Consider the following 22,985-nt stretch of genomic DNA (forward strand, 5'->3'; position numbering starts at 1 on the left):
CAAAGCACTAACGCGCTCGCGCGCGAGTTGAGCGTTGCTGCGTCGGGGATGAACATAACCGTCTGATGCCTGCGGGTAGCACCCGGATGGTCTGGGAGCGCCCTTACGGAGGCTTCAGCCATGAGCAACGACACTCAACCCATTCATCCTCTTCGCCAGCGCATGATCGAGGACATGACCCTGCGGGGCCTGTCTCCCGCAAGCCAGAAGACCTATGTCCGCGCCGTGCGCGCCTGTTGCACGCACATGAACGTCAGGCCCGGAGATATCACCGTGGACCACGCCCGGTCTTTCCTGCTTCACTTGCAGTCGCAGGGGCTCGGTGTGGGAACGATCAACGCCCATGCCACGGCGCTGCGCTTCTTCCTGCGCTTCACGCTCGGCTGCAGCAGCGATGTCGAGCGTGTGCCGGTCCTGCGCGAGCAACGCAGGCTGCCGGTTGTGCTGACCCGCGAGGAGGTGGCCCGCATCATCGCGGCGGCGCCGGGTCTCAAGTACAGGACGGCGCTCAGCATCACTTATGGCGCGGGCCTGCGGGCGTCGGAGACAGCCAACCTCAAAGTCTCCGACATCGACAACAAGTCGATGACCTTGCGGATCGAACAGGGCAAGGGCCGCAAGGATCGCAAGGCCAAGCTGTCGCCTCATCTGATCGATGTCCTGCGCAGATGGTGGCAGGTCGCCCGGCCGCAGGTCTGGCTGTTTCCGAGCCGGAGCGGCGTGATGTGCCCGATCAGTACACGCCAGCTCTCGCGCCAGTTCCAGCACGCCGTCGACGCCGCCGAGATCCGCAAGGATGGACGCATCACCCTGCACACGCTCAGGCACTCCTTTGCCACGCACCTTCTGGAGGCCGGTGTCGATATCCGCGTCATCCAGGTGATGCTGGGGCACGCCAAGCTCGAGACAACTTCTATCTATACCCATGTCTCGCCGAAGTTGCTCCAGGACGTCGCAAGCCCGTTCGACAGCCTGCCCGTCATCGAACCGACGGACTGATCCGACATGCCCCGACCGGCCGTCGAGGTCGCGGACATCCTCCGCGGCCTTGGCCCCGCCTTGCGTGAGGGTCTTTCCCGCGACCAGCACAAGGCGGTGAGTGCCATCCTCTCATGCCGCACCGCCGCACTGGGCGGCCATGTGACCCGTTGCGAAGACTGCGCGGCCATGGACGTTGCATACAACTCCTGCCGCAACCGGCATTGTCCGAGGTGCCAGGCGGCGTCGTCCCATGACTGGCTGGAGGCTCGCAGGCGGGACCTGCTTCCTGTGGCCTATTACCATGTCGTGTTCACGCTGCCCGCGCCGCTGGCAAGAGTGGCCTTCCAGAACAAGAAGCCCGTCTACGACGCCCTGTTCAAGGCCGTGTCCGAGACGCTGATGACGATCGGCGCCGACCCGAAGCACCTCGGCGCAAAGCTCGGCGCAACCCTGGTCCTGCACACATGGGGCTCGGCGATGACCCACCATCCGCATATCCATGGCGTCGTGCCCGGCGGAGGGCTCGCGCCGGATGACAAGCGCTGGATCGACTGCCGCCGGGGCTTCTTCCTGCCCGTCCGGGTGTTGTCGCGCCTGTTCCGTCGGCTAATGTGCGAGCGGCTCGCCAGCCTCCATGCCGCCGGCAGGCTGGGCTTCCACGGCGATCTCGTCCATCTGGCCGACAGGGAAGCGTTCGCAGCACTCCTGAAGAGCCAGCGCCGCTGCGACTGGGTCGTCTATGCCAAGCGTCCCTTTGCAGGCCCGGACCAGGTGCTCTCATACCTGGCCCGATACACCCACAGGATCGCCATCTCGAACAGCCGGATCACCGCCTATGACGGCCAGCGTGTGACGTTCCGGGTCAAGGATTATCGCAAGCAGGACGAGGCGAGATATGGGGTCATGACGCTTGACGCCACCGAGTTTACCCGGCGGTTCCTGCAACACGTCCTGCCGGATGGCTTCCATCGCATCCGCCATGTCGGGTTCCTCGCCAACACACAGCGCCGAGACGCCATTGATCGCATCAGGGACCTGCTCGCAGAGCGCATGCTGCCCTCGCAGGACCCGGAATCCGGGCCAACGCCGGAGCCTGCACCTCAAACACCCGAACCGGAAAAGTGTGCCTGTTGTGGTGGACGGATGATCCTGATCGAACTGATCACCCCGGCGTCCCGCCTGCGACGACGATCACCGCCAGAAAGGATCGACACCTCATGAACGCCGCCTCACGCGCTCATCTTTGCCAGCTTGCGTTCGCCACCATTGGCGGCGACGGTCAACTGCGCTCTGGCCGAACCCATCCTGGCAACATCGCCCAACCTGGCCCGCCAAAACAGGGCCAGACACGCGACATCCGCCTTGTTCGACATCGATCCCGACGATCGAACGCACTCGCGCTCTGAAGACGAGAAGCAAGCGCAGTCTTTAAATCCCCATAGCAGTCCACACCGTCCGCGCGTCAGGCATTGAGCCTTCCACGACGCCCGCCATCATGCGTGGTGCAACCGGCTGTGCAAGGCGGGCGTCGTGGAAACCTAAACAAGAATTGCCTCATTCGGGACAATTTCTTTCGGCTGCTTTCGCGCCCCAAGGCGCCGCAAGCCTTGTCACACGGTTTCTGTTTCTTTCGGAGCTGACACGCGACGCGTCGTGGTCTTCACCTTTGGCTTTGGTAATACCCGGAAGCGGGACTGGCACCAAGCAAAGTCAACGCCGACGTCTAGCAAAGCGTCCGACCGTCCACATGGGCAGGCAAACTCCATAACCGCCCAGACCCGATATGTCTCTCCAGCGACGAGAGGCACAGGGTCTCCGGTCACATGGTTCGGTGCCGCATTTATGCAGAGCACCAGATCACCAGAACCAACATCGTAACTCATTCGCTCATTTTACCATAAAGAGCGCGGTTGGCCCACCAATTGGACCGTGCAGTTTTCAAAGATCGATTTTGCCTGGCATCCGAATTAGCGAAGGTCCGTTTCTGCGCCGATTGTGTTGAAAAAGTCGGTGCCAATCGGGCCGAATTCTGATTCACTTTTCCTGTAGTCATTGAGAATGGGAGCGTGAGCCATGATGGGTGATCGGCAGGTGATGCAGGAAGGCCTGTTTTACGAGTTCTCGATTGAGCGATATGTGCCTGAGGATCATCTGCTTCGGGTGATTGATCGGTTTGTCGATCTTGAAGACATCCGGCTTCAGTTGAAGCCGTACTATTCGGCGATGGGCCGCCCATCGATTGATCCAGAACTGATGATCCGGATGTTGATCGCGGGGTACTGTTTCGGTATCCGGTCCGAGCGTCGACTGTGTGAAGAGGTCAACCTGAACCTCGCATATCGCTGGTTCTGCAAGCTGAGCCTGACAGATCCGGTGCCGGATCATTCGACATTCTCGAAGAACCGTCATGGCCGCTTCCGTGAGAGTGATCTCCTGCGCAAAGTGTTCGAGACGGTGCTGGCACGATGCATCGCCGAAGGCGTGGTTGGCGGCGAGGCGTTCGCCGTCGATGCCAGCATCATCAAGGCGGACGCAAACCGTGAAGGCGGCGGGCCTGGAGTTGATGGCCTGCCGCCGGAGATCCTGCATCGCCGCGCTGTTCAGGAGTATCTTGCGACACTCGACGAGGCCGCCTTTGGCGGATCAACGCCTGTCGAACCGAAGTTCCTGTCGCCGGTTGATCCTACAGCTCGCTGGACGCGCACCTATAAAGACGGCGCCGCCAAATACTCCTACTCGGTCAACTATCTGATCGACTGCAAGCATGCCGTCATCATGGATGTTGAAGGCACAACCGCTGTACGCACGGCCGAAGTCCATTCCACGCGTGTGATGCTCGACCGGGTTGAAGCGCGCAACCATATCAAACCGGACCGATTGTCCGGCGATACCGCTTATGGCTCAGCCGAGATGCTGAACTGGTTGGTCAATGAACGCGGGATCGAACCGCACATCCCGGTGTTCGACAAGTCGTTCCGCAAGGATGGCATCTTCGAGCGGTCAGACTTCACCTTCGATGCAGAAGATGATCGTTACGTATGCCCGGCTGGCAAGAACCTCCGTCGCTACCGCGTCGCGGGTCGTGCCGCCAAAGCCAAACCTCCCAAAGATGGCCTCTATCGCTACCGTGCCAGAAAAACTGATTGCGATAACTGCCCTTTGAAGCACCGGTGTTGCCCGAAGGAACCCATGCGGAAAATACTCCGCTCGGTTCACGAGGAGGCCCGCGATGTTGCCCGGCGCATCATGGCTTCAGACGCCTATGCCACGTCCAGACGCGAGCGGAAAAAGGTCGAGATGTTGTTCGCCCACCTCAAACGCATCCTAAAGGTCGACCGCCTGCGACTTCGTGGACCAAATGGAGCAAAAGACGAGTTCCTCCTCGCTGCTACCGCACAGAACCTGAGGAAACTCGCCAAGCTATCGATCCAGGGCGCGCTACCGGCACCAGAATGAGGCGAAGGCCTCTCTCATCCAGTATCCCGGTCGATGCTGGCAACCGACTTCTTCAACACAATCGCGCCCAAAGCAGGCACCAGACGCCGCAAGTAACTATGCAAGTCTCGCTCTGGCTTCAGTTACAGAATTGAGCTGAGCCGCACAAATAGCTGCTCGTATAGCCGCTATTGTAGCTGTCGCGGGAACTTTGACGGGCCGCATCCATGATCCGTTGCTGGCTGTTATCGCCAGACGCTGGAGCTGCAGATCCGGGCGAGGAATAGGATGTCCCAGCCACGCATTCAGGACCGGGTACAAGACAGCCGCATAGGCGATCAAACCCCACCCTGCCAGGGTCATGACATTGCTTCTCGTCGAAAACTGCGGCGGCCTTCGTATCGCAGCGAAGGCGAGAATGAGCGCCTGGCCCACGAACACTGCAGCGAATACCGGCGCAATCGGTTTGATCGAAGAGAAGAACACCCAGTGGTAGGCGACACCCGTCCATCCCCAGAGCAATGCCAGAGAACTCAGGCAAATCACTCCCGCTAAACGATGGGAGGAAAAAGTGGCCAGAACTGAGATTGCGCCAAGGACATATGCGAACACCTGGAGCGGCCAGATAGCTTCGTTGTATCGTTCGAAAAGCTCGAAGAACTCGCGTTGACTGAATGGTAGCATCTCGGCGGCACCTCAGCAGGACCTCTGCTTCGCGCAATAGAGCGGCTTGGTCGCAGATCGCAATCTCCTGAACGGAACGTCCGCCACGGCGCTGATCGCCCGATCGATTGCTCTCGAAAAGTGTGAGATTTCGAGGGATAGTGTCCTCAATGAATATCTTCATCGCAATCTTGGTTGTTCTTGCCTCTGGGGTCCTGGGCCTGGCGCTTCTCAGGCTTCTGGACCATCGGACCGACCGCGCCGAGTGGCGCAGGCTCGCGGCGCTCCAGCCCGCAATGCCAGAGCGCTTCAATCCTGAAATGATCTCCGGCCTGCCCGAACCCGCGCAGCGGTATTTCTGCTACACGATCTGTCCTGGCACGGCGCTTCGGCCGGTAACCGAGATCGATATGACCGGGCAATTCAGCCTCGGTACCAAGTCGGACCCAGATTACCAGCCGATGGAAGCGCGCCAGATCCTGGCGGCGCCGGAAGGCTTCGTCTGGGCCATGCACACGCGCGGCGGCATGCCCGTCTCGGGTTCGGATTCAGGCAGCTGGACGCGATTCAGAATCTTCGGATTGATCCCTGTCGGGCGCCTCGGCGGCGATCCCGACCATAGCCGATCGGCGTTCGGACGATATGTTGCAGAGTCCGCGATCTGGGCGCCTGCGGCGCTCATGCCAGGACCGGGCGTTAAATGGTCTGCCGTGGATGAGGACACTGCCCGCGTGATGATTTCGCATGGAGCGCTTGAACAGGCAGTCGATGTCACCGTCGATCAGGAGGGGCGTCCCGTTGAAGTTTCCTTCCAGCGCTGGAGCAACGCAAACCCCGACAAGGTATACAGGCTGCAGCCCTTCGGCGCCTTCATGTCGGATTTCCGCGTGGTGGGTGGATATCGCCTGCCATTCCGGGTCGAAGCCGGCAACATGTTCGGCACTGACGCGTATTTCCCATTCTTCCTGGCGGACGTCACTGATATCAGGTTTCCAGGGGTGCAGCCATGACGGCCCTGATCCTTGCCGTTCAGATTGTCCTGCCGATGGCCTTGATCGCGTGGCTGGCTTTCAAGCCTGGCACCAGCCTTGTCGGCTTCGTGCTGCAAGTGGCAGGCACGGGGGTGTTTCTTTTTGCGCTCGCGCGAGTTGCGCAATGGGCCGTGCCGGTCTGGTGGCTGCCATGGGTCTATGGCGGGCTATGGCTGGTGGCCCTTCTGGTGTCGGTCCTGCGGATCGACTTTTCTGGGTTGCCCCTCCGTCCCGGAGCTACCCTGGGATGGGCCGGCCTCATCATGTCGATCATACTTCTTGGCCTTGGCGGCTGGTATGGTGCACGGGCGGTCTGGGGGCAGCAGCTGCCATCAGTCGCCATTGTCGATATCGCCAATCCCTTCGGGCCTGGCCGTTACCTTGTCGGACACGGTGGCTCGAACACGCTGGTCAACGGGCACATGCGGACGCTTGATCCCTCGGTCGAGCGATTCCGGCCGTGGCGCGGGCAATCCCATGCGGTGGATTTCTTCGGGCTGGGCCATTGGGGCCTGCGTGCCGACGGATGGCGCCCCGCCGACCCCGCGGCCTATGCGATATTCGGCGCCGAGTTGCGCGCCCCCTGTGCGGGAACCGTGGTCGCGGCCCTGGGTGGCATGCCGGATTTCGAGGTGCCGAACGAGGACAGGGTCAACCGGCTCGGCAACCATGTGATCCTGCGCTGCGGCGATTTCGAGATCGTGTTTGCCCACATGCGACAGGGCAGCGTCACGGTCGCCCCGGGCGATCAGCTGATGCCGGGCGACCGGCTTGGCGAAGTCGGGAATTCCGGCGCCTCGACCGAGCCACACCTGCATATCCATGCGCAAAGACCCGCGCCTGCGGGCGCGCCGCCAATCTCGGGCGAGCCACTGGCGCTCCGCATCGACGACCGGTTCCTCGTGAGGGGCGACCGGCTGACCGGGCCACGCGAGTGAGCGTCCTGCCGAAGGTCATGAGTCAGGGAAGACTCACTCGGTGGTCTCCCGAGTCAGTTCGGCGCCAAAGCGGCGTACCGTCTCAACGAACCGCTCTGTCTCGGTCAGGAACGGCGCGTGGCCGGAGGCGGCAAATATCTCCATCCGCTTGCCCTGCGGGGCCTCTACCGCGTTGAACCAGTACTGCACCAGCGGCACGGGCGTGTTCCAGTCGGACGCGCCCGCGATCAGCAACATCGGAACGGGCATATGCTGTACCTCGGCGATCAGGTCGCGCGAGAGATACTCTGGCCACATAGCCCCGCTGCCGCGATTGGCGCCGTCGAGCCAGCGCCAGTAGTCGGGCAGACGGTATTCCGGCGCGGTGAGCGCGCGTGGGAGCATGGACAGGAGCGAGACGTTCATCCCGCCGCCGTGTGCCTCGACCTGCTTCATCAGGTGCAGATAAAGGTCGTGATCGCGGAACGCCCCGGATTCCAATCCGACAAGATCGGAATCGGGTGCGACCTCGCCGAGCCAGTCGAGCGCCAGCGTCACGCCCTGTATCGTGTCCACCTGCTGGCCGACACCGATATAGCCTGCATAGTCGTCGGGCCAGCTTGCCACCAGCCGCGCACCCGGCATTGTTCCGCAGGAATGGCCGAGCACGATCATGGGCTGGTCGCCTACGCGGTCCCGCAGGAGCGCGGTGACCTCCCGCGCGTCTGCGATGAACCGGTCGAGCGTCATGGTCGCCGGGTCGAAGTCCGGCGGGTTCGACTTGCCCGCGCCGCGCTGGTCCCAGTGCACGACCACAAAATCACGCTCGAGCGCTGCGGTGACGCCGTGGATTGGCATCTGCGCCGATCCCGGCCCGCCGTGCAGCCAGAGGAGGATCGGCGCGTTTCGGTCTGCGCCGCGGACCAGCAGCCACTGCCTGATGCCGCCGATCTCGGCCGGGATCAGCTCGGCGATCGGGTCAGGGCCGGTCAACCGCGCCGTGCGAGCGGGCAGGGTCTTCCACAGAAGCCCACTGGCAATGAGTGCCAGAACGACGAGCGCGGCGGGACGCAGCACGTTCATCGCCTTCACTCCGGTCCCAGCGCCATCGCGGCGAGACCTGCGCCCGCGCCTGCGGAGGCCGCACCGAGCCAGGGCCAGAGGCCCGGCAGGATCGAAAATACGAACAGGTAATCCTGCGATGCGGCCCAGAGCGGCCACAGGATCAGCGCCGCGCCGACCCCTCCCGCCACGCCCCGAATGAGTGGGCGCCGCCGGGCGCCGCGATATGCGTTCCAGAGGCCGAACACTGCCACGACCAGGCCCAGGGCAATGGCGACTCGCGCCGCCCGCTCGGCCCATAGAACGCGCGCCATGCCGACTGGCGCAACACCGAGGCTCTCCGACCAGTCCCGCAGGATCGCGGCAAAAAGCGGCCAGGCGCGCTGGCTGTTAGCCAGGATCACGATACCGTCGCCCGTTTCAGGTACCAGGTGCATGTGGCTCATCCAGCCGTACCCTTGCCCTCCATGCCAGACCGCCGCGCGTCCGTCTGACAGGGTTTCGGTGAAATGGCCGAGCCCGTAACCTTCCGCGGCGACGCCGTAAAGACCGCCAGTTTCAACCACCTTCTGGTGAAGCGTGGCCAGGCCTTCGGTCGAGATCACCTCCTGGTCTGCGCCGGTCATTCCTGCCGAAGCGAAGCGGGCGAGGTCGGCGGCGGTCGCGTGCAAGCCGCCCGAGGCGCGGCCCGGATAGACGTAGGGCGCGACGGGCCTGCCACGAAGATCATGGCCCATGGGCATAGTAGCGCCAGTCCAGTCGAAGCTTGCCCGCTCCATGCCGAGCGGGGCCAGAACCTCGCTTGCCATCAGCGCACCAAAATCCTCTCCCGTACAGTCCTCAATCACCAGTTCCAGCAAGGTGTAACCTGTGTCGGAATAGGCGAACCTGGCCCCAGGCGCGCCAATCAGGGCGAAATCCTGCGCGATGTGCTCGGGCAGCTCCGGGACAGGAGCGTCCGGGCTGTAGCGGGCGGTATAATCGCCAAGACCGATACCGGCGGTGTGGCCAAGGAGTGCGCGCGGCGTGATCGGTTCGGCGTCCTCCGGCGGGTGCCAGCGCTTCAGACAATCCCTGATCGGTGAGTCGAGGTCGAGCCGCCCGCTCTCAGCCAGCCGCATGGCACCCCACGCCGTAACGGGCTTGGAGATCGATTCCACCCGGAACAGCGCGTCGGCGGTCATGGGCCGCCGCGTCGCCACATCGGCGAGGCCGAAGGCGCCGCTCCAGACAGGTTCGCCACCAGCGATCAACACGATCACGATACCGGGTACGCCGTCCGTCGGCATCCGGGCGCGAGCGATCTCACCAAGACGATGAGGATGTGATTCAGCCATGGCGGGGGCTATGGCGAGCAACCCGGAAACAACCAGCATACGGACCATTGCATGAAAAAGATGCAAGCGCTTCATCCCGTCACCGCTTGTTTGACCCGGCCCGTCCGAGAAGCGCTGCCATATGCTGTCCCCAGAGACCGACACGCTCACCGAAGCCACCTGCCGGCGGCACTGCGCCGATCTGCCGGGCGAGCCCCAGCATGTCGACGATCACGGTGTGCCTGGAGAGCAGATTGCCTTCGAATCGCGAAAACTCGGCCGTCTCGAATACGAGCGGGCCACCCGTCGGCGCAAAACCCGGTGGGTCAAGCGGCCCCGTCATCGTCCCGCTGATCCTCAACCGTGCCGAGATGCTCTTTCCATCTAGCGCGAGATAAGGACCATCGATCATATCGATCCTTACGTCCGGAAGGGCACGAAACATCGTCTCCTGATGGAATCTGCAAACGGCGTCGCGCCCGCGCAGAGGTGCAGACGCAGCCGGGTCGTCCCATATGACGTCCTCGCAGCACAATGCCGCCACTTGGGCGGCATCGTGCGCATTCACCGCTTCATGCAGCCGCGACAGAAAATCCCGGGCAAATTGCGCATCGATATTCTGTGGCATCGTGTTCGACCTATCCTCGCGTCCCTGTGATGCAGCGATCATCAGCCAGCGCTTTGATCCCGCCCAGCACATCGTTCAACAGGATTGCTTTCGCGCGTTCGGGCTCTTCGAACAGTGGGCTGTGGGCTGAACGCTCGAAGAGGTAAAAGCCCTTAACTGGCGCGTCAATCAGGTCGAAATAGGCGCGGGAGAGATCCGCATTGGCTGTGTAGTCGTGCTGCCCTGTCAGGAAGTAGATGGGCAGCTCGAACTCAGTCAGGCGCGCGCTCAGGTCGTCGCGCAGCAGTGCGTCCCAGAAGAAGGGCCGGGACCAGACCTTGCCGCGCCAGATGTTGACCTTCTCGGCAACGGTGTAATCGCGCACCTGCCACATGGGCAGGAAGATGCCTTTGATGACGGAGTTCATCCCGCGCATGTGGCCGACGCCCGCTTCGTGCATGGCCCGGTCGCGCAGCCGCATCCATGCGTCCGATGTGCCCTCTTCCATACTTACGGGCGCGGCTTCTAGCCTGCGCACCATGCCCGCATCGTCCCGCGCGCGGTAGAAGGCCAGGAGGTGGTCACGCGCCATCACCTCGGAGCGGAGCTGGTGCGTGATCTGAGCCATGCCGATATAGGCAAGGAACCGCTCTGGGGCGGCAGCCGCGACCTGGATGCCCAGATAGGCGCCCCAGGAATGGCCAAGCAGGAGAATGCGATCCTGATCAAAGCGGTCTCGCAGATAGTCGGCCACCTCAATCGTGTCCGCGATCATCTGTGCCAGCGTCATGGTCTCAGGCGGGATGTCTGTGGAGAAAGACATGCCCGCACCTCTCTGCTCCCACCACACCATGGCGAAATGCTGCGCGAGCCCCGTGGGATACTGCTTTTCCATGAAGAACTCGACCATGCCTGGCCCGCCGTGCAGAAACAGAAGTACCGGGTTTCCGGGATGGGCGCTCTGGATGATCATTCCTTGAGGGATCCCGCCGATATGAACTGTAACGCGCTCGGAGAGGCTGCCGGGAATGGTATGTCCCTGCCTGTCGCGCAGCGGGACCGGTCGACCGGGGCTTATGGCAAAGAGCCAAACAATGCCTGCGACAAGCAGGGCGACGATACTGAAAAGCGCGATCAACATGATGCGCACCTTATCCAGGCACCGCGTGCGCCCCGGGCCTGGCACTGCGTGTTCGCGATAGCGACCAATGCGATGCGCAGGACAGGTGAAGAAACAGACGAGGTCATCGTTCGGAGACCTGCAGCACCAGCTTGCCGGCGACCGTGCCGGCCTCGACCCGTCCGTGCGCCTCGCGCACCTGGTCCAGCGGCAGCACCTCGGCCACGACCGGTGCAATCCGGCCCTCTGCGACCAGTGTGAACAGCATTGCCAGATCCTCTCGGAACCAGTCCGGATGCCTCCGGCGCATCGCGCCGATGGAGTAGAAGGCGGTTGCATTGCCGTTCGGAAGCCAATCCCAGAGCTTAAGCTTCACGAAATCCAGAGGGATCGATCCGCCCCGTCCCAGTACTTCGTTTTGAAAGCCGAAGGCTACGAGCATGCCACCCGGCTTCAGCGCATGGAGCGAATGCGACAGGCTCTCGCCTCCCAATGGGTCGAAGACCGCATCCACCCCGCCGCCGGTTGCCTCGATGACCGCCGCCTCGGAGGCGTCCGCCACGATTGGCGTGGCGCCAAGGCTGGCGATAAGGTCATGCTTGGCCGACACGTCTGTGCCGAAGGCCGTGATGCCTGCATCCCGCGCCAGTTGCAGCATCCCCGTGCCCACTGCGCCCCCCGCACCATGGATCATTAGGCTTTGTCCTGCCTTCAGTTTCGCCACGCGGTGCAGCATCTGATAGGGTGTGACACCTGACAGGATCATGCCGAGCGCGTCCAGCTCCGAAATCTGCTTGGGCACCAGGGTCAGGCGGTCTTCGGGCAGGCAGATGTAGTCTGCATAGGCGCCAATGGTCGTCAGGTCCGCCACGCGGTCGCCTGCCCGGAAGCGCGTCGCGCCGGGGCCTGTCGCATCGACGATGCCCACCATGTCGTAGCCGGGAGTGAAGGGCGGTTTCTCCTTCACGTCCGGATACATCCCCTTGCGGATCATCACGTCGGTAAAGGCTGCGCTGGTCACACGCACGCGCACGCGCACTTCGCGCGCCCCGGGCTGGGGCAGGTCGGGGACGGTCTCGAGTTCGAGTACTTCGGGGCCGCCGAAGGCATTCACTCTAACGCGGGTCCAGGGCATGATTTGTCTCCTTTGATCTGGGTTGATCCAGCACGAGCTTGGCCAGCGCGGCCTCCAGAGCGGGGACAAGCTCGCTGGTCTCATCTGTGACCCCGGCATCGCTGTTGATCTGGAAGGCAACGGTCACGCTGTGGTCGGCGTAGTGGCGCAGGCTGGAGACGTAGCCGGGGATCCAGCCCCCATGGCCGTAGACCGGACCGTAGGATGTCCCGGCATAGATCGCGACGCCTGCCCCATAGAGGATGCCGGACGCGTTGGGACCCACGGGCACACCATCAAGCAGCCGGTCGAGATAGGGTTCCTCCATCGCCATGCCGCTGAACAGCAGATGCCCCCAGCGTGCGAGATCAGACGCGGTCGAGGCGAATCCGCCGCCCGCGGATTCCACGGCCGGGTTCCATAGGAGGCGACCCTCGGCATCGGCGGTGCGCTCGGGCATGCCGAAGGGGTTGTCGGGCTCCACATAGCCGACCGCGAGCCCATGCAGATCCGGGCGATCGGAGGGGAAGGTGCCATCCAGACCCAGGGGAGCGAGAAATCGCGCGCTGACGGCATCGTACCAGGATTGACCGGTCACAGCCTCTATCAACAGGCCAAGCAGCACAAAGCCAGTGTCGCTATAGGCCCAGCCCTTGCCCGCCTCGAACAGTGGCTCGCGCCCCGTGACGAAGTCCAGAAGGTGTTCCGGGGTAATTTCCTCGCGAGCGGCAATATCTGCCCATGCCTGTTGGAACTCGGGCAGATAGACATGGTCTGGAAGGCCTGCGCTGTGATGCAGGAGATGAGCGACGGTGATGGTTTCAGCGTTTGGCAGCCCCTCTAACCAGGCGCGATCGCCGAGATGGACGGAAACGAGATCGGTGCCCGACACAAGCCCCTCGCTTTCCAGCGCCAGGACAGTCGCCGCGACGAAGGTCTTGCCGATGCTCGCGGCCAGCATCGGTGTCTCGGGCGTCATGACGCGATCGTTCTCCACATCTGCAAGACCGGTTGCTGCGGTCACAATCGTTCCATCGGGCAGGGCGATCGCAGCGGTCGCGCCCGGAAAGGCGTAGCTGTCATGGAATTCCTCGAGTATCGCCTCCAGCCGCAATGAGAGATGGGGGCCCTCATGCGCTTTCCCTGGCGCCGCACAACAGGCCAGAACAAGCGTGAAGGCGAGACTGAACCCTCTGTGCATATCCTCACTCTGAGGCTCTCGGGGTAAGTGCCTGCACGGCCGGAATAACCTCCGTCACGGCGCCCTCCCGGGTGAACATCGTGCCTCGGTTGTACCACACCACGATGATGGCGATGCTAACCAGGATGATCGTATCCCAGGGTTGTGCATCGGGCCAGAACGGGTTGATCAGTTGCCAGTGGAACAGCATCGGCCAGAGCAAGCTGCCCCGTGCGCTGTTGAAGATCGGCGTGACCAGAACCGCGAGCGTCACGTTGCCAATGAAAAAGGGCAGGAAATTCCAGTCGGCGAAGACGACCCCGGCGAGGAAAAAGGCCGGCAGGTGCCAGACCCCCCATGTTGCGCCGATGATCAGGCCGGCCCAGATCGGTGCCATATGCCGTTGCAGCAGGGGCTGCATCACACCGCGCCAGCCGAATTCCTCGATCGGCCCCAGAAAAAGCATTATGAACAGGGCTGCGAACACGGCAGACGCCCCCTCGGGTGGGAGGGGCGCCAGGACCGGGCCGCCTTTGATCAGTGAGCCGGCGATGAAGACAAGCGGCAGGAGAAGCAGGATGAACGCAGCCCAGCCTGACGAACCTCGCCACTGCGCGAGCCGCGAAAGAAAGAGCCCGAGGCCAGAGGTGCCGGAATACAGAAACACAACCGTGAAGGCCGCTATTGCCGGAGACCAGGTCGCGAGAAAGAAGAAGGGATGCGACCCGCTGATCTGGCCGAAAGTGTTGGCGGCCATTTCAGGGAAAGCGATATAGATCCCGATCAGTCCCCATGTCACCGTGAACGTGATCGCAAGAAAGAGGATAAGGGCCGAGACCGGTATCCTTCCTGAACAGGGTGAATCTGGTTCATCTGACATTGCGAAGGTTCCCCCGACCCGGCATACGCAAAACCAGTCTAGCACAGAGCGGGCAGCAGGTCGCTGCCTTGCGATATGGGAAGGTGTCTTGCATGTGCACGGATCAGTGAAGGGTGCGCCATTGTGCCTCGAAGCATGCGAAAACGTGGGATTCAAGCCCGTTGAGCAGATCGCACCATGCAACGGATATGATCTGTTCGGGTCAGTTTCGTTCAAATCAGGCCCTGGTCCCGATGTCCGGAATTGATGACTGGCGTGGTGCAGAAGCTCAATCTGACGCATCGTTCAGCCGATCCTTCGGCCTTTGGTTTCTGTCTGATCGCTGTTCCCTTCCAGGGAAATGATGAGCCACAAACCCTCCTTCGGCAATTTACCCGATCTGTCTTGTGGTCGCTGACGGGGCACATTCCAGCATGCGTGCGATCAGTGTTGCAAAGGGGTCGATGTCGCCGTGTACACTCGCCGTCTCCAGGGCGGCATCTCGTTTCAGTTTGAAGCGGATTCTCGGCTTTATGAACCTTTCCGAATTGAAGTGATTGTGCACTGACGAATGAACTGAGACGAATTTTTGCAAACTTCGCATCCGACGAAATCGCGACATCGCCCGCTCTGCTCTTCGGAAGGGCAGGTGTGAATTCTCATCGTGATTGTTCAAGTGCCAGTCCGTTTCCTGCCGCCCGTTATTGCCGATGACCTTCATTGCCGCTCGATAAGACGGACATTTATCAGTCACAATGATATGCGGATTTCCATATCGCCCCTTTGCTTTCTTTAGGAAGTTCAGCGCGGCCGCCTTATCCCTTTTCTTCGTGACGCAGGATTCCAGGACCTCACCCTCATGGTCCAACGCGCGCCAGAGGGAATGCCGCTCGCCTCGGATGTTGGCTGCGCTCGCCTTCGGCTGACGAAGACCTCATCCAGGTGCTACTGCCCTTGCGGACTCCTTCGCACAGACTCTGAGCGTCGCTTCCTGATCTTGTGAACGATGTAGGTGCCGAACCGGTCGACCCAAAGGCGGATGCTTTCGTGGCAAATGTCGATGCCGCGTTCGTGGAGAAGGTCTTCGACATTGCGCAAGGTCAGCGGAAATCTGACGTACATCATCACGCGTAGCTGGATGATATCGGGCGAGGTTTTGAAATAGCGGAAGGGGTTCTTGCTCATAATTTGAGGCTAAACGCCCCATTCTACAGCCTCAAGCCCGGTTCCCCTGACATTGCCCGCCCAGCATCAAACTCGGTAATTATGGCTTGTCTTGGCAGGCATTTTGCAGAGAATTTGTTTGTTCTGGATGTCGAATAGCATTTTCAATCAGAGTTGGGGCTTGAAAAATGGACGTAACCGTCGTTGTGAATCCAAGGGAGTGTTTCAGCAGACTGCCATTATCATTGGCGTCGTTGCTTCGGACGATTCCGGAGAGTGTTCCGGTTATTGTGAATGATGGGGGAGCTCCCGAAGAGGTCAGATCGCAAATCCGAGCTCTGAAAGCAAACCGTGAATTCGTTTACATTGAGCCTGAGCACTTCATCTTGCCCCCCGTGGCACGCAACATGGCGCTCGAAATGGTCGAGACCGAGTATGTAGTATATGTCGACAACGACCTGAAATACGACGATGGATGGCTCGAAGCGATGGTACGCACTGCCGAGGAAAACGAGGCCGGTGCTGTTTGTCCGGTCACGCTTCTCGGGCCACTCCCGAAGAGAATGATCCACCATGCCGGCTCGACGATTAATGCCTACGTTGATGAGAACGGGCTCAACCGGATTTCGTCCGAGCACCGTCTCGAATGGGTTGCATTGGAGGAAGCTCGGGAGAATGACTGGAACGGCATTTCGATGGAGAACGACGAGTTCGAGTATCACTGCGCCCTGATCCGGACGAGTGTAATGCGCGAAATCGGCGGCCATGATGAGCGGCAGACTCACTACGATCATCTGAATGACTCGCTACGCATCAAAGCTATGGGCCACAAAATCTTCCTGGCGCCTGACGCGGTCGTCGAATACTTGGCTCTGCACCCGTTTGAAGACTATGACTGGCCATATTTCTGTTGGCGCTGGACGGATGAAAACTCTCGCATGTCGGCTGAACAGATTGCCGAAGCGTTCGGTGTCTGGAAGAATCCGCCAGGTGATGAGCTCATTTTTGTCCGCACACATCGAGCCCGCGCCGTCAAGACGCTTCTGCCGAAATGGATGAACAAGGTGCGCCCTTTTCGAATTCAAGGCTGGATTCTGGATAGGGAGATCGCCCGGCGACAGAAACTTGCGCCGAAGCCACTCACTTTGGAGCAGAGATATGTTGCCCCTCGGCCAAAAAAGAATGCCCTCGAAACGGCCGGTATACCAGGCGCTGAAACGCTTCATATTAACGGATCTTTGTGTGACTCGAACTAGGTGCACTTTCACGCAAAGGCCTGGCCGCACTTGATCATGGATACATTTCTAGAGCTGATGTCTAGTTTCCGGCGACGTCTTCACCGAATGAAGGCGCGCCGAGAAGAACTTCGTCGGCACAATGCATCGCAGGAAAGAGACGACCTCCTCGCGAGCGGGGACCAGCCCGCCTTTCTGGCCGCGTTGAGCCATCAATTTCCCGATGCGGTGCAGCCTGCTAAAAGCTACTTGGCTTCACTGGACGAGACGCCTTCCAGAGACGCTCACCGCTTTGTCGTGACCCACCAGCGAGAGGGGCGGATTGAGTCCTTTCATCATTTCCTCGGCGCGCTCTTTTATCCACTGATACTGCACGAAGCGAAATTCGGTTTTGAGCCTGGCAGCGTGCTTCATGTGCAGGATTGTGGGTCACTGAACCGCCATCTCGAGAAATTTTCAGAATATATCGGCGCGACATTGCGCTTCTTTCCAGCGGAAATCGCGAGTTCATTGGCTGCGGCGAACGCTGACAAATTACTGAGGCTTCCCCCGTTCGACGGTAGCAACTTCAGCGACAAATGGCTTCATGATCATGAGATCGAAGCAATAAGGTCCTTTGGTTTCAAGTGGGCTGCAAACGACGCTGCTGCAGATATCCCTGTTCTTGTTATATCGAGAGGTGAAAGTGATCGGTACTTTGCGACGGAAAGATTCCGCAATTTCTACCCGGTACCCGAACGATGGAACCAGACAGGCTCTAGTCGAAGACACATTCCAAACGAAGCGGAGATGATTCAAGCAATTTCAAACGAGATTACACCCCATGTCGTTCAGCTCGAAACGACTGATTTTTCTGAACAGATCGAGCTATTCAAACGGGCTCGCATCGTTATAGGGCAGCATGGTGCCGGCCTTAATGGTCTCTTGTGGTGTAAACCCGGAACTTGCGTGCTTGAGATCCTGCCTTACTCAATGCTCGGTGAACCGGATACCTTTTTCAGGAACATGGCACTTCGACTAAACCTGCGTCACAGTTTCATGATTCAGAATGGGGAGCATGAGCCGGTCGATCCGCGCGCAATCGCTCGCTATGTGGATCGACATCGGGTGCTGTCAGTCTAATGCGAACCCGTCTCCGGAAATCGCGGGGCTGCAGGAGCCAGGCGACGATAAGGTCGCGCCACTCGCGCAGGGCGGCGTCACGTTTCAGTTTGAATCGGGTTCCAGCGTTTATGTGCCTTTCGAAGTTGAAGTGATTGTACACTGACGAATGGAATGAAACGAATATCTGCAGACTTCGAATACGCCGGAATCGCGACATGGCCCTCTCCCGTCTTCGGAACGGTAAGTACGAATTCTCGGCCCGGTTGTTGAGATGACGACCGGTTCCCTGGCGACCTTCGCTCCCAATCACCTTCATGGCTGCTCGATACGACGGGCATCTATCCGTGACGACGATATGCGGATTACCGTATCGCTTCATTGCTTTCTTGAGGAATTTCAATGCAGCAGCCTTGTCCCGCTTTTTCGTGACACATGATTCCAGAACTTCGCCTTCATGGTCGACGGCGCGCCAGAGATAATGTCTCTCGCCTCGGATGTTGGCTACGCCTGCCTTCGGCTGACGAAGACCTCGTCCAGGTGCCACTGCCATGGCGGGCTCCGCCGCATACGAGACGGCGTTGGCGAGATCAAACGCATCTATGTCTCCCGAGCGAGCCGCGGCGGAGGAATAGGCGCAAAGATCTTGGATCGGCTCGTACGTGACGCGCAGAGCTTTGGCTATGAAGAACTAGTGTTGGACACTGGCCCCTTTATGACTTCCGCTCATCGCCTTTACGAGGCGGCGGGGTTTGCAGATATCCCGCCGTATCCAGAGGCAGAGGTGCCTGAAGCGCTACACCGTGGCTGGCGCTTTATGCGCTGCCGACTGAGCTAACCGATCGGCTGCCTTCGGCGAATTTTTGCCGGATGGCTTCCCGCCTGCGTCCGGCGGCTGAGGGCGCAACAGCATGGGTAATCGGGCGGACTGATAGCCAGTCGAGCTCCTGATATGATTGCGGGATTACCTGCAAACTGAAGGAGAAGCCGATGAACGTGTATATTGGATTGGACGTATCTTTGAGGTCGGTGGCGATGTGCGTTGTCGATTTGAAAGGTGCAATCGTTGAAGAGCTGAACCTGCCCTGTGAAGTTGAATCGATCGCATCGCACATAGAGGCTGCTGATTATCAGGTAGAGCGGATCGGCTTTGAAGCCGGCGCAATGAGCCAGATGCTGTTTCATGGCCTCACTGCGAAAGGCTTCGACACTGTTTGCATGGAAGCCCGCCAGGTGGCTGCGGCTTTGTCTGCTATGCGGAACAAAACCGACAAGACTGATGCGCGCGGCATCGCTCATATCTTACGGGCCGGTTGGTACAATCCGGTTCATATGAAGAGCCGTGAGAGCCATGATATCAAGGCCCTGTTGGCTGCCCGCAAAGCCATCCTCAACAAGTGTATCGACTTGGAGAATGAGATCAGAGGGCTGTTCAAGGCGTTTGGGATCAGATTGCCCTCACATGTCAGTCGGCTCAGGTTCGATGAGAAGGTTCGACCGATCATCGAAGCTGATGAAGCGCTCGCCTTCGCGCTCCTCCCCATGCTGGATGTGCGCGGCGCGCTCTATGACACCTATCGCCTGATGGAGCAGCGTGTGATCGTGGTCTCGCGACATGATCCGGTCTGCAAGCTTCTGATGACGGCTCCTGGGATCGGACCCATCACAGCGCTCTCTTTCAAGGCAGCGGTCGACGATCCAACCCGGTTCAACTCGTCACGACTGGTCGGCGCTCACTTCGGACTGACACCAAGGCGATTCCAATCTGGCGAGATGGACAATCCAGGACGCATCTCCCGCGCTGGCGATAAGGATGTACGGGCCACGCTCTACAATGCCGCCAACTCATTGCTGCTGAGGTCAACACGGCCATCCTCGCTGAAGACTTGGGGTCTGAGGTTGATCCGAACCAAGGGCACGCGCCGCGCCCGTATCGCCGTTGCCCGCAAGCTCGCCGTGATCCTGCACCGGATGTGGGTCACAAATACGCCGTTCAAGGCGGAGGGCACCGCATGATCTGACACCTAAGAACACCCGGTTCGTCCTGGTCTGGACGAAGTGTGTGGACCACGCCGTTTATGTCTCCTGCGCTCACGACGAAGCGCGCGCAAAAGCAAGGCGCTCCACAACACAGCATCACACACATGCATGCAGCGGTGCCGACATGAGGCGCCAACTAGACTGCGAAGAGAAGCGTGACCCAGACTTGGATGAGGACCGGATCAAAGACGAAAATATGGAGTTTGACCCGAATGCCCGATTAGAGAAGAGACATTGCAAATTGAGGCTTGCCCCTACCAGGTTTGGCCCTTTCCGGCCGATCACCACGATTTCAGGGAGCGGCTTAAGTCGCCCTAAGTGGGTCGCCTATTTTTGGGTACGTTGATTTGCTGAATTTTCTTTTATCCAGTCTGCGATCTTCACCGCTTTTTCCGGCGTTGAGCTGGCTGCAGCATCGTGAATCATATCGAGCAATGTGACCTGACTTAAGACATCTTTGAACGCTTGTTCCGCCTTAAAAAAACTTGCTGCGATACCGCAGGGCTTCTTGCAGTCTTTGGCTTTCGCACCACAAGGGCCATTCTGACGGATCTCGGTGCAACGAAATGCGGGGCCGCTGCCTTCAACTGCGGCCATAATATTCCAAAGTGAGATCTCTTTTGGTGATTTGGCGAGGCTGTAGCCACCCACCGCGCCACGTCGTGACACGACTATTCCCGCCTGGCTCAGCGCCTGCATCTGCTTGGCCATATAGGCTGGTGGTACATTGTGATAGTCCGCCAGTGCTTCGGCAGAGAGCGTCCAGTCTTGAGGCAGAGCTGCAAGCAATGTGCAGGCATGAGCAGCCCATTCCACGCCTCTATTTATCTTCATGGCTTGACCTCAACTCTTAATTCGGACATTAAATATCCGAATATAGTTGCAGGGCAATTACAATGATTTCTGCAAAAGCGATACATCGATCTTTCGCGCTCCTGCTTGGCCTGTTTGTCATCAGTCATCTTGGCGTGCATCTTACAGCCATCCTCGGGCCGCAATCGCATCTGGCTGCGTTGAATACAGTACAAGTCATCTACAGGAACCCTTTTGGTGAAATTCTCCTGGTTGTCGCCATACTAACGCAAGTGATAACTGGTGCCCGACGGCTGCGCTTCAAGGAGATAGAAGGATGGGCACTACTGCAGGTGATGAGCGGTTGTTATCTGCTCACCTTCCTGTTGCTCCATACTAGCGCCGCACTTTACACGCATCACCTTTTAAGGCTGGAGACAGACTTCTACTGGGCTGCCGGTTCACTTCACTTTTCGCCAATCAAATACGGTTTCGCGGTCTACTATTTCGCCGCGGTGCTCGCCTTCTTCGTGCACATATCAGCCGCTATTCATTTCGGTTGGCCACAAGCGCCCCGAAGTCTGACAACTGGGCTACCTATTTTTGGGGCGATCATAAGCGGGCTAATTGTCAGCGCGTTCTGGGGAGCATTCTATCCAATCGAGATCACACCCGAGGTAGCGGCGTATTACGAGCAGAACTTTGGAGCGTTGGGACTAAAAGGGGACTAGGCGACTTAAACTCGCCCCAGGTAAGACACTGGTCAAAGTGAACCGGCTGACGGCTTCCGGCGAATTACTGCCCACGGACAATCTGATGTGAACAACTGAGATGGGCGCGATTGTGTTGAAAAAGTCGGTGCCAATCGGGCCGAATTCTGATTCACTTTTCCTGTAGTCATTGAGAATGGGAGCGTGAGCCATGATGGGTGATCGGCAGGTGATGCAGGAAGGCCTGTTTTACGAGTTCTCGATTGAGCGATATGTGCCTGAGGATCATCTGCTTCGGGTGATTGATCGGTTTGTCGATCTTGAAGACATCCGGCTTCAGTTGAAGCCGTACTATTCGGCGATGGGCCGCCCATCGATTGATCCAGAACTGATGATCCGGATGTTGATCGCGGGGTACTGTTTCGGTATCCGGTCCGAGCGTCGACTGTGTGAAGAGGTCAACCTGAACCTCGCATATCGCTGGTTCTGCAAGCTGAGCCTGACAGATCCGGTGCCGGATCATTCGACATTCTCGAAGAACCGTCATGGCCGCTTCCGTGAGAGTGATCTCCTGCGCAAAGTGTTCGAGACGGTGCTGGCACGATGCATCGCCGAAGGCGTGGTTGGCGGCGAGGCGTTCGCCGTCGATGCCAGCATCATCAAGGCGGACGCAAACCGTGAAGGCGGCGGGCCTGGAGTTGATGGCCTGCCGCCGGAGATCCTGCATCGCCGCGCTGTTCAGGAGTATCTTGCGACACTCGACGAGGCCGCCTTTGGCGGATCAACGCCTGTCGAACCGAAGTTCCTGTCGCCGGTTGATCCTACAGCTCGCTGGACGCGCACCTATAAAGACGGCGCCGCCAAATACTCCTACTCGGTCAACTATCTGATCGACTGCAAGCATGCCGTCATCATGGATGTTGAAGGCACAACCGCTGTACGCACGGCCGAAGTCCATTCCACGCGTGTGATGCTCGACCGGGTTGAAGCGCGCAACCATATCAAACCGGACCGATTGTCCGGCGATACCGCTTATGGCTCAGCCGAGATGCTGAACTGGTTGGTCAATGAACGCGGGATCGAACCGCACATCCCGGTGTTCGACAAGTCGTTCCGCAAGGATGGCATCTTCGAGCGGTCAGACTTCACCTTCGATGCAGAAGATGATCGTTACGTATGCCCGGCTGGCAAGAACCTCCGTCGCTACCGCGTCGCGGGTCGTGCCGCCAAAGCCAAACCTCCCAAAGATGGCCTCTATCGCTACCGTGCCAGAAAAACTGATTGCGATAACTGCCCTTTGAAGCACCGGTGTTGCCCGAAGGAACCCATGCGGAAAATACTCCGCTCGGTTCACGAGGAGGCCCGCGATGTTGCCCGGCGCATCATGGCTTCAGACGCCTATGCCACGTCCAGACGCGAGCGGAAAAAGGTCGAGATGTTGTTCGCCCACCTCAAACGCATCCTAAAGGTCGACCGCCTGCGACTTCGTGGACCAAATGGAGCAAAAGACGAGTTCCTCCTCGCTGCTACCGCACAGAACCTGAGGAAACTCGCCAAGCTATCGATCCAGGGCGCGCTACCGGCACCAGAATGAGGCGAAGGCCTCTCTCATCCAGTATCCCGGTCGATGCTGGCAACCGACTTCTTCAACACAATCG

At 59.7% G+C, this 22,985-nt stretch carries 20 protein-coding genes and 2 pseudogenes; 11 read left to right on the forward strand and 11 right to left on the reverse strand.

The genetic code is table 11. From position 1 onward, the window contains the following. Positions 1 to 120 precede the first annotated feature (120 nt). The 3 genes from VR74_RS09640 (at position 121) to VR74_RS09650 (ending at position 4,437) form a co-directional block, all read left to right on the forward strand. Positions 121 to 999 carry a site-specific integrase gene (locus tag VR74_RS09640; RefSeq protein ID WP_045696256.1) on the forward strand — a complete coding sequence of 293 codons (879 nt, stop codon included), beginning with the start codon at positions 121 to 123 and terminating at the stop codon, positions 997 to 999. Positions 1,000 to 1,005: 6 nt separating this feature from the next. After that, positions 1,006 to 2,202, forward strand: a complete 1,197-nt coding sequence (locus VR74_RS09645) for an IS91 family transposase (RefSeq protein ID WP_045696258.1) — start codon at positions 1,006 to 1,008, stop codon at positions 2,200 to 2,202. An 852-nt stretch (positions 2,203 to 3,054) separates the two neighbouring features. After that, positions 3,055 to 4,437, forward strand: coding sequence for an IS1182 family transposase (locus tag VR74_RS09650; RefSeq protein WP_045696260.1), 1,383 nt, complete (start codon positions 3,055 to 3,057; stop codon positions 4,435 to 4,437). Positions 4,438 to 4,533: 96 nt separating this feature from the next. Here VR74_RS09650 and VR74_RS20805 read toward each other — a convergent pair whose 3' ends face one another. Then, complete coding sequence (locus tag VR74_RS20805) at positions 4,534 to 5,100, reverse strand: DUF6064 family protein (protein ID WP_299950052.1); 567 nt, start codon at positions 5,098 to 5,100, stop codon at positions 4,534 to 4,536. Positions 5,101 to 5,249: 149 nt separating this feature from the next. Here VR74_RS20805 and VR74_RS09660 point away from each other — a divergent pair, with 149 nt between their 5' ends. Together VR74_RS09660 and VR74_RS09665 are read left to right on the forward strand one after the other, a co-directional pair. After that, entirely contained in the window at positions 5,250 to 6,089 is an 840-nt protein-coding gene (locus tag VR74_RS09660) for a DUF6544 family protein (RefSeq protein WP_045696262.1), read from the forward strand. Next, on the forward strand, positions 6,086 to 7,048 hold the full coding sequence (locus VR74_RS09665) for a M23 family metallopeptidase (RefSeq protein WP_045696264.1): 963 nt from the start codon (positions 6,086 to 6,088) through the stop codon (positions 7,046 to 7,048). The genes VR74_RS09660 and VR74_RS09665 overlap by 4 nt, the downstream gene beginning before the upstream one ends. Before the next feature lie 33 nt (positions 7,049 to 7,081). On the opposite strand, the gene VR74_RS09670 is transcribed toward VR74_RS09665, so the two are convergent. The 8 genes and pseudogenes from VR74_RS09670 to VR74_RS21550 form a co-directional block, all read right to left on the reverse strand. After that, entirely contained in the window at positions 7,082 to 8,020 is a 939-nt protein-coding gene (locus tag VR74_RS09670; RefSeq protein ID WP_299950053.1) for an alpha/beta hydrolase, read from the reverse strand. A 95-nt stretch (positions 8,021 to 8,115) separates the two neighbouring features. Beyond that, positions 8,116 to 9,426, reverse strand: coding sequence for a serine hydrolase domain-containing protein (locus VR74_RS09675; protein ID WP_299950056.1), 1,311 nt, complete (start codon positions 9,424 to 9,426; stop codon positions 8,116 to 8,118). Between the two features lie 79 nt (positions 9,427 to 9,505). Then, entirely contained in the window at positions 9,506 to 10,033 is a 528-nt protein-coding gene (locus tag VR74_RS09680; protein ID WP_045696266.1) for an ester cyclase, read from the reverse strand. Positions 10,034 to 10,043: 10 nt separating this feature from the next. After that, positions 10,044 to 10,985, reverse strand: coding sequence for an alpha/beta hydrolase (locus tag VR74_RS09685; protein ID WP_299950058.1), 942 nt, complete (start codon positions 10,983 to 10,985; stop codon positions 10,044 to 10,046). A gap of 271 nt (positions 10,986 to 11,256) precedes the next feature. Further along, positions 11,257 to 12,267 carry a medium chain dehydrogenase/reductase family protein gene (locus VR74_RS09690; RefSeq protein WP_045696270.1) on the reverse strand — a complete coding sequence of 337 codons (1,011 nt, stop codon included), beginning with the start codon at positions 12,265 to 12,267 and terminating at the stop codon, positions 11,257 to 11,259. Continuing rightward, a complete protein-coding gene (locus tag VR74_RS09695; protein WP_045696272.1) occupies positions 12,248 to 13,447 on the reverse strand; it encodes a serine hydrolase domain-containing protein in 1,200 nt (399 codons plus the stop codon). Before VR74_RS09695 ends, VR74_RS09690 begins: the two co-directional genes overlap by 20 nt. A 4-nt stretch (positions 13,448 to 13,451) precedes the next feature. Further along, the gene (locus VR74_RS09700) at positions 13,452 to 14,306 is read right to left on the reverse strand and encodes a CPBP family intramembrane glutamic endopeptidase (protein WP_045696274.1); all 855 of its coding nucleotides are present in this window, start codon (positions 14,304 to 14,306) and stop codon (positions 13,452 to 13,454) included. A gap of 469 nt (positions 14,307 to 14,775) precedes the next feature. Further along, positions 14,776 to 15,470: pseudogene (locus VR74_RS21550) on the reverse strand (IS6 family transposase); the annotation flags it as partial. A 167-nt stretch (positions 15,471 to 15,637) separates the two neighbouring features. On the opposite strand from VR74_RS21550, the gene VR74_RS09710 reads away from it, so the two are divergent. Then, entirely contained in the window at positions 15,638 to 16,705 is a 1,068-nt protein-coding gene (locus tag VR74_RS09710; RefSeq protein ID WP_045696275.1) for a glycosyltransferase, read from the forward strand. A gap of 36 nt (positions 16,706 to 16,741) precedes the next feature. Beyond that, the gene (locus tag VR74_RS09715; RefSeq protein WP_299950064.1) at positions 16,742 to 17,806 is read left to right on the forward strand and encodes a glycosyltransferase family 61 protein; all 1,065 of its coding nucleotides are present in this window, start codon (positions 16,742 to 16,744) and stop codon (positions 17,804 to 17,806) included. Between the two features lie 40 nt (positions 17,807 to 17,846). Here the strand turns inward: VR74_RS09715 and VR74_RS20820 are convergent. Continuing rightward, positions 17,847 to 18,358: pseudogene (locus tag VR74_RS20820) on the reverse strand (DDE-type integrase/transposase/recombinase); the annotation flags it as partial. Positions 18,359 to 18,374: 16 nt separating this feature from the next. Between VR74_RS20820 and VR74_RS21555 the strand changes: the two are divergent. Then, the gene (locus VR74_RS21555; RefSeq protein ID WP_366462403.1) at positions 18,375 to 18,623 is read left to right on the forward strand and encodes a GNAT family N-acetyltransferase; all 249 of its coding nucleotides are present in this window, start codon (positions 18,375 to 18,377) and stop codon (positions 18,621 to 18,623) included. 152 nt (positions 18,624 to 18,775) lie between these two features. Continuing rightward, positions 18,776 to 19,801 carry an IS110 family transposase gene (locus VR74_RS09725; RefSeq protein WP_045696280.1) on the forward strand — a complete coding sequence of 342 codons (1,026 nt, stop codon included), beginning with the start codon at positions 18,776 to 18,778 and terminating at the stop codon, positions 19,799 to 19,801. Between the two features lie 351 nt (positions 19,802 to 20,152). On the opposite strand, the gene VR74_RS09730 is transcribed toward VR74_RS09725, so the two are convergent. Further along, entirely contained in the window at positions 20,153 to 20,659 is a 507-nt protein-coding gene (locus VR74_RS09730; protein WP_045696283.1) for an Rrf2 family transcriptional regulator, read from the reverse strand. A gap of 62 nt (positions 20,660 to 20,721) precedes the next feature. On the opposite strand from VR74_RS09730, the gene VR74_RS09735 reads away from it, so the two are divergent. Next, positions 20,722 to 21,348: a hypothetical protein gene (locus VR74_RS09735; RefSeq protein WP_045696285.1), complete on the forward strand. Its 627-nt coding sequence runs from the start codon at positions 20,722 to 20,724 to the stop codon at positions 21,346 to 21,348. A gap of 190 nt (positions 21,349 to 21,538) precedes the next feature. Next, positions 21,539 to 22,921, forward strand: a complete 1,383-nt coding sequence (locus tag VR74_RS09740; RefSeq protein WP_045696260.1) for an IS1182 family transposase — start codon at positions 21,539 to 21,541, stop codon at positions 22,919 to 22,921. Positions 22,922 to 22,985 lie beyond the last annotated feature (64 nt).

The organism is Hyphomonas sp. BRH_c22, assembly GCF_000961795.1.
Lineage (GTDB): Bacteria > Pseudomonadota > Alphaproteobacteria > Caulobacterales > Hyphomonadaceae > Hyphomonas.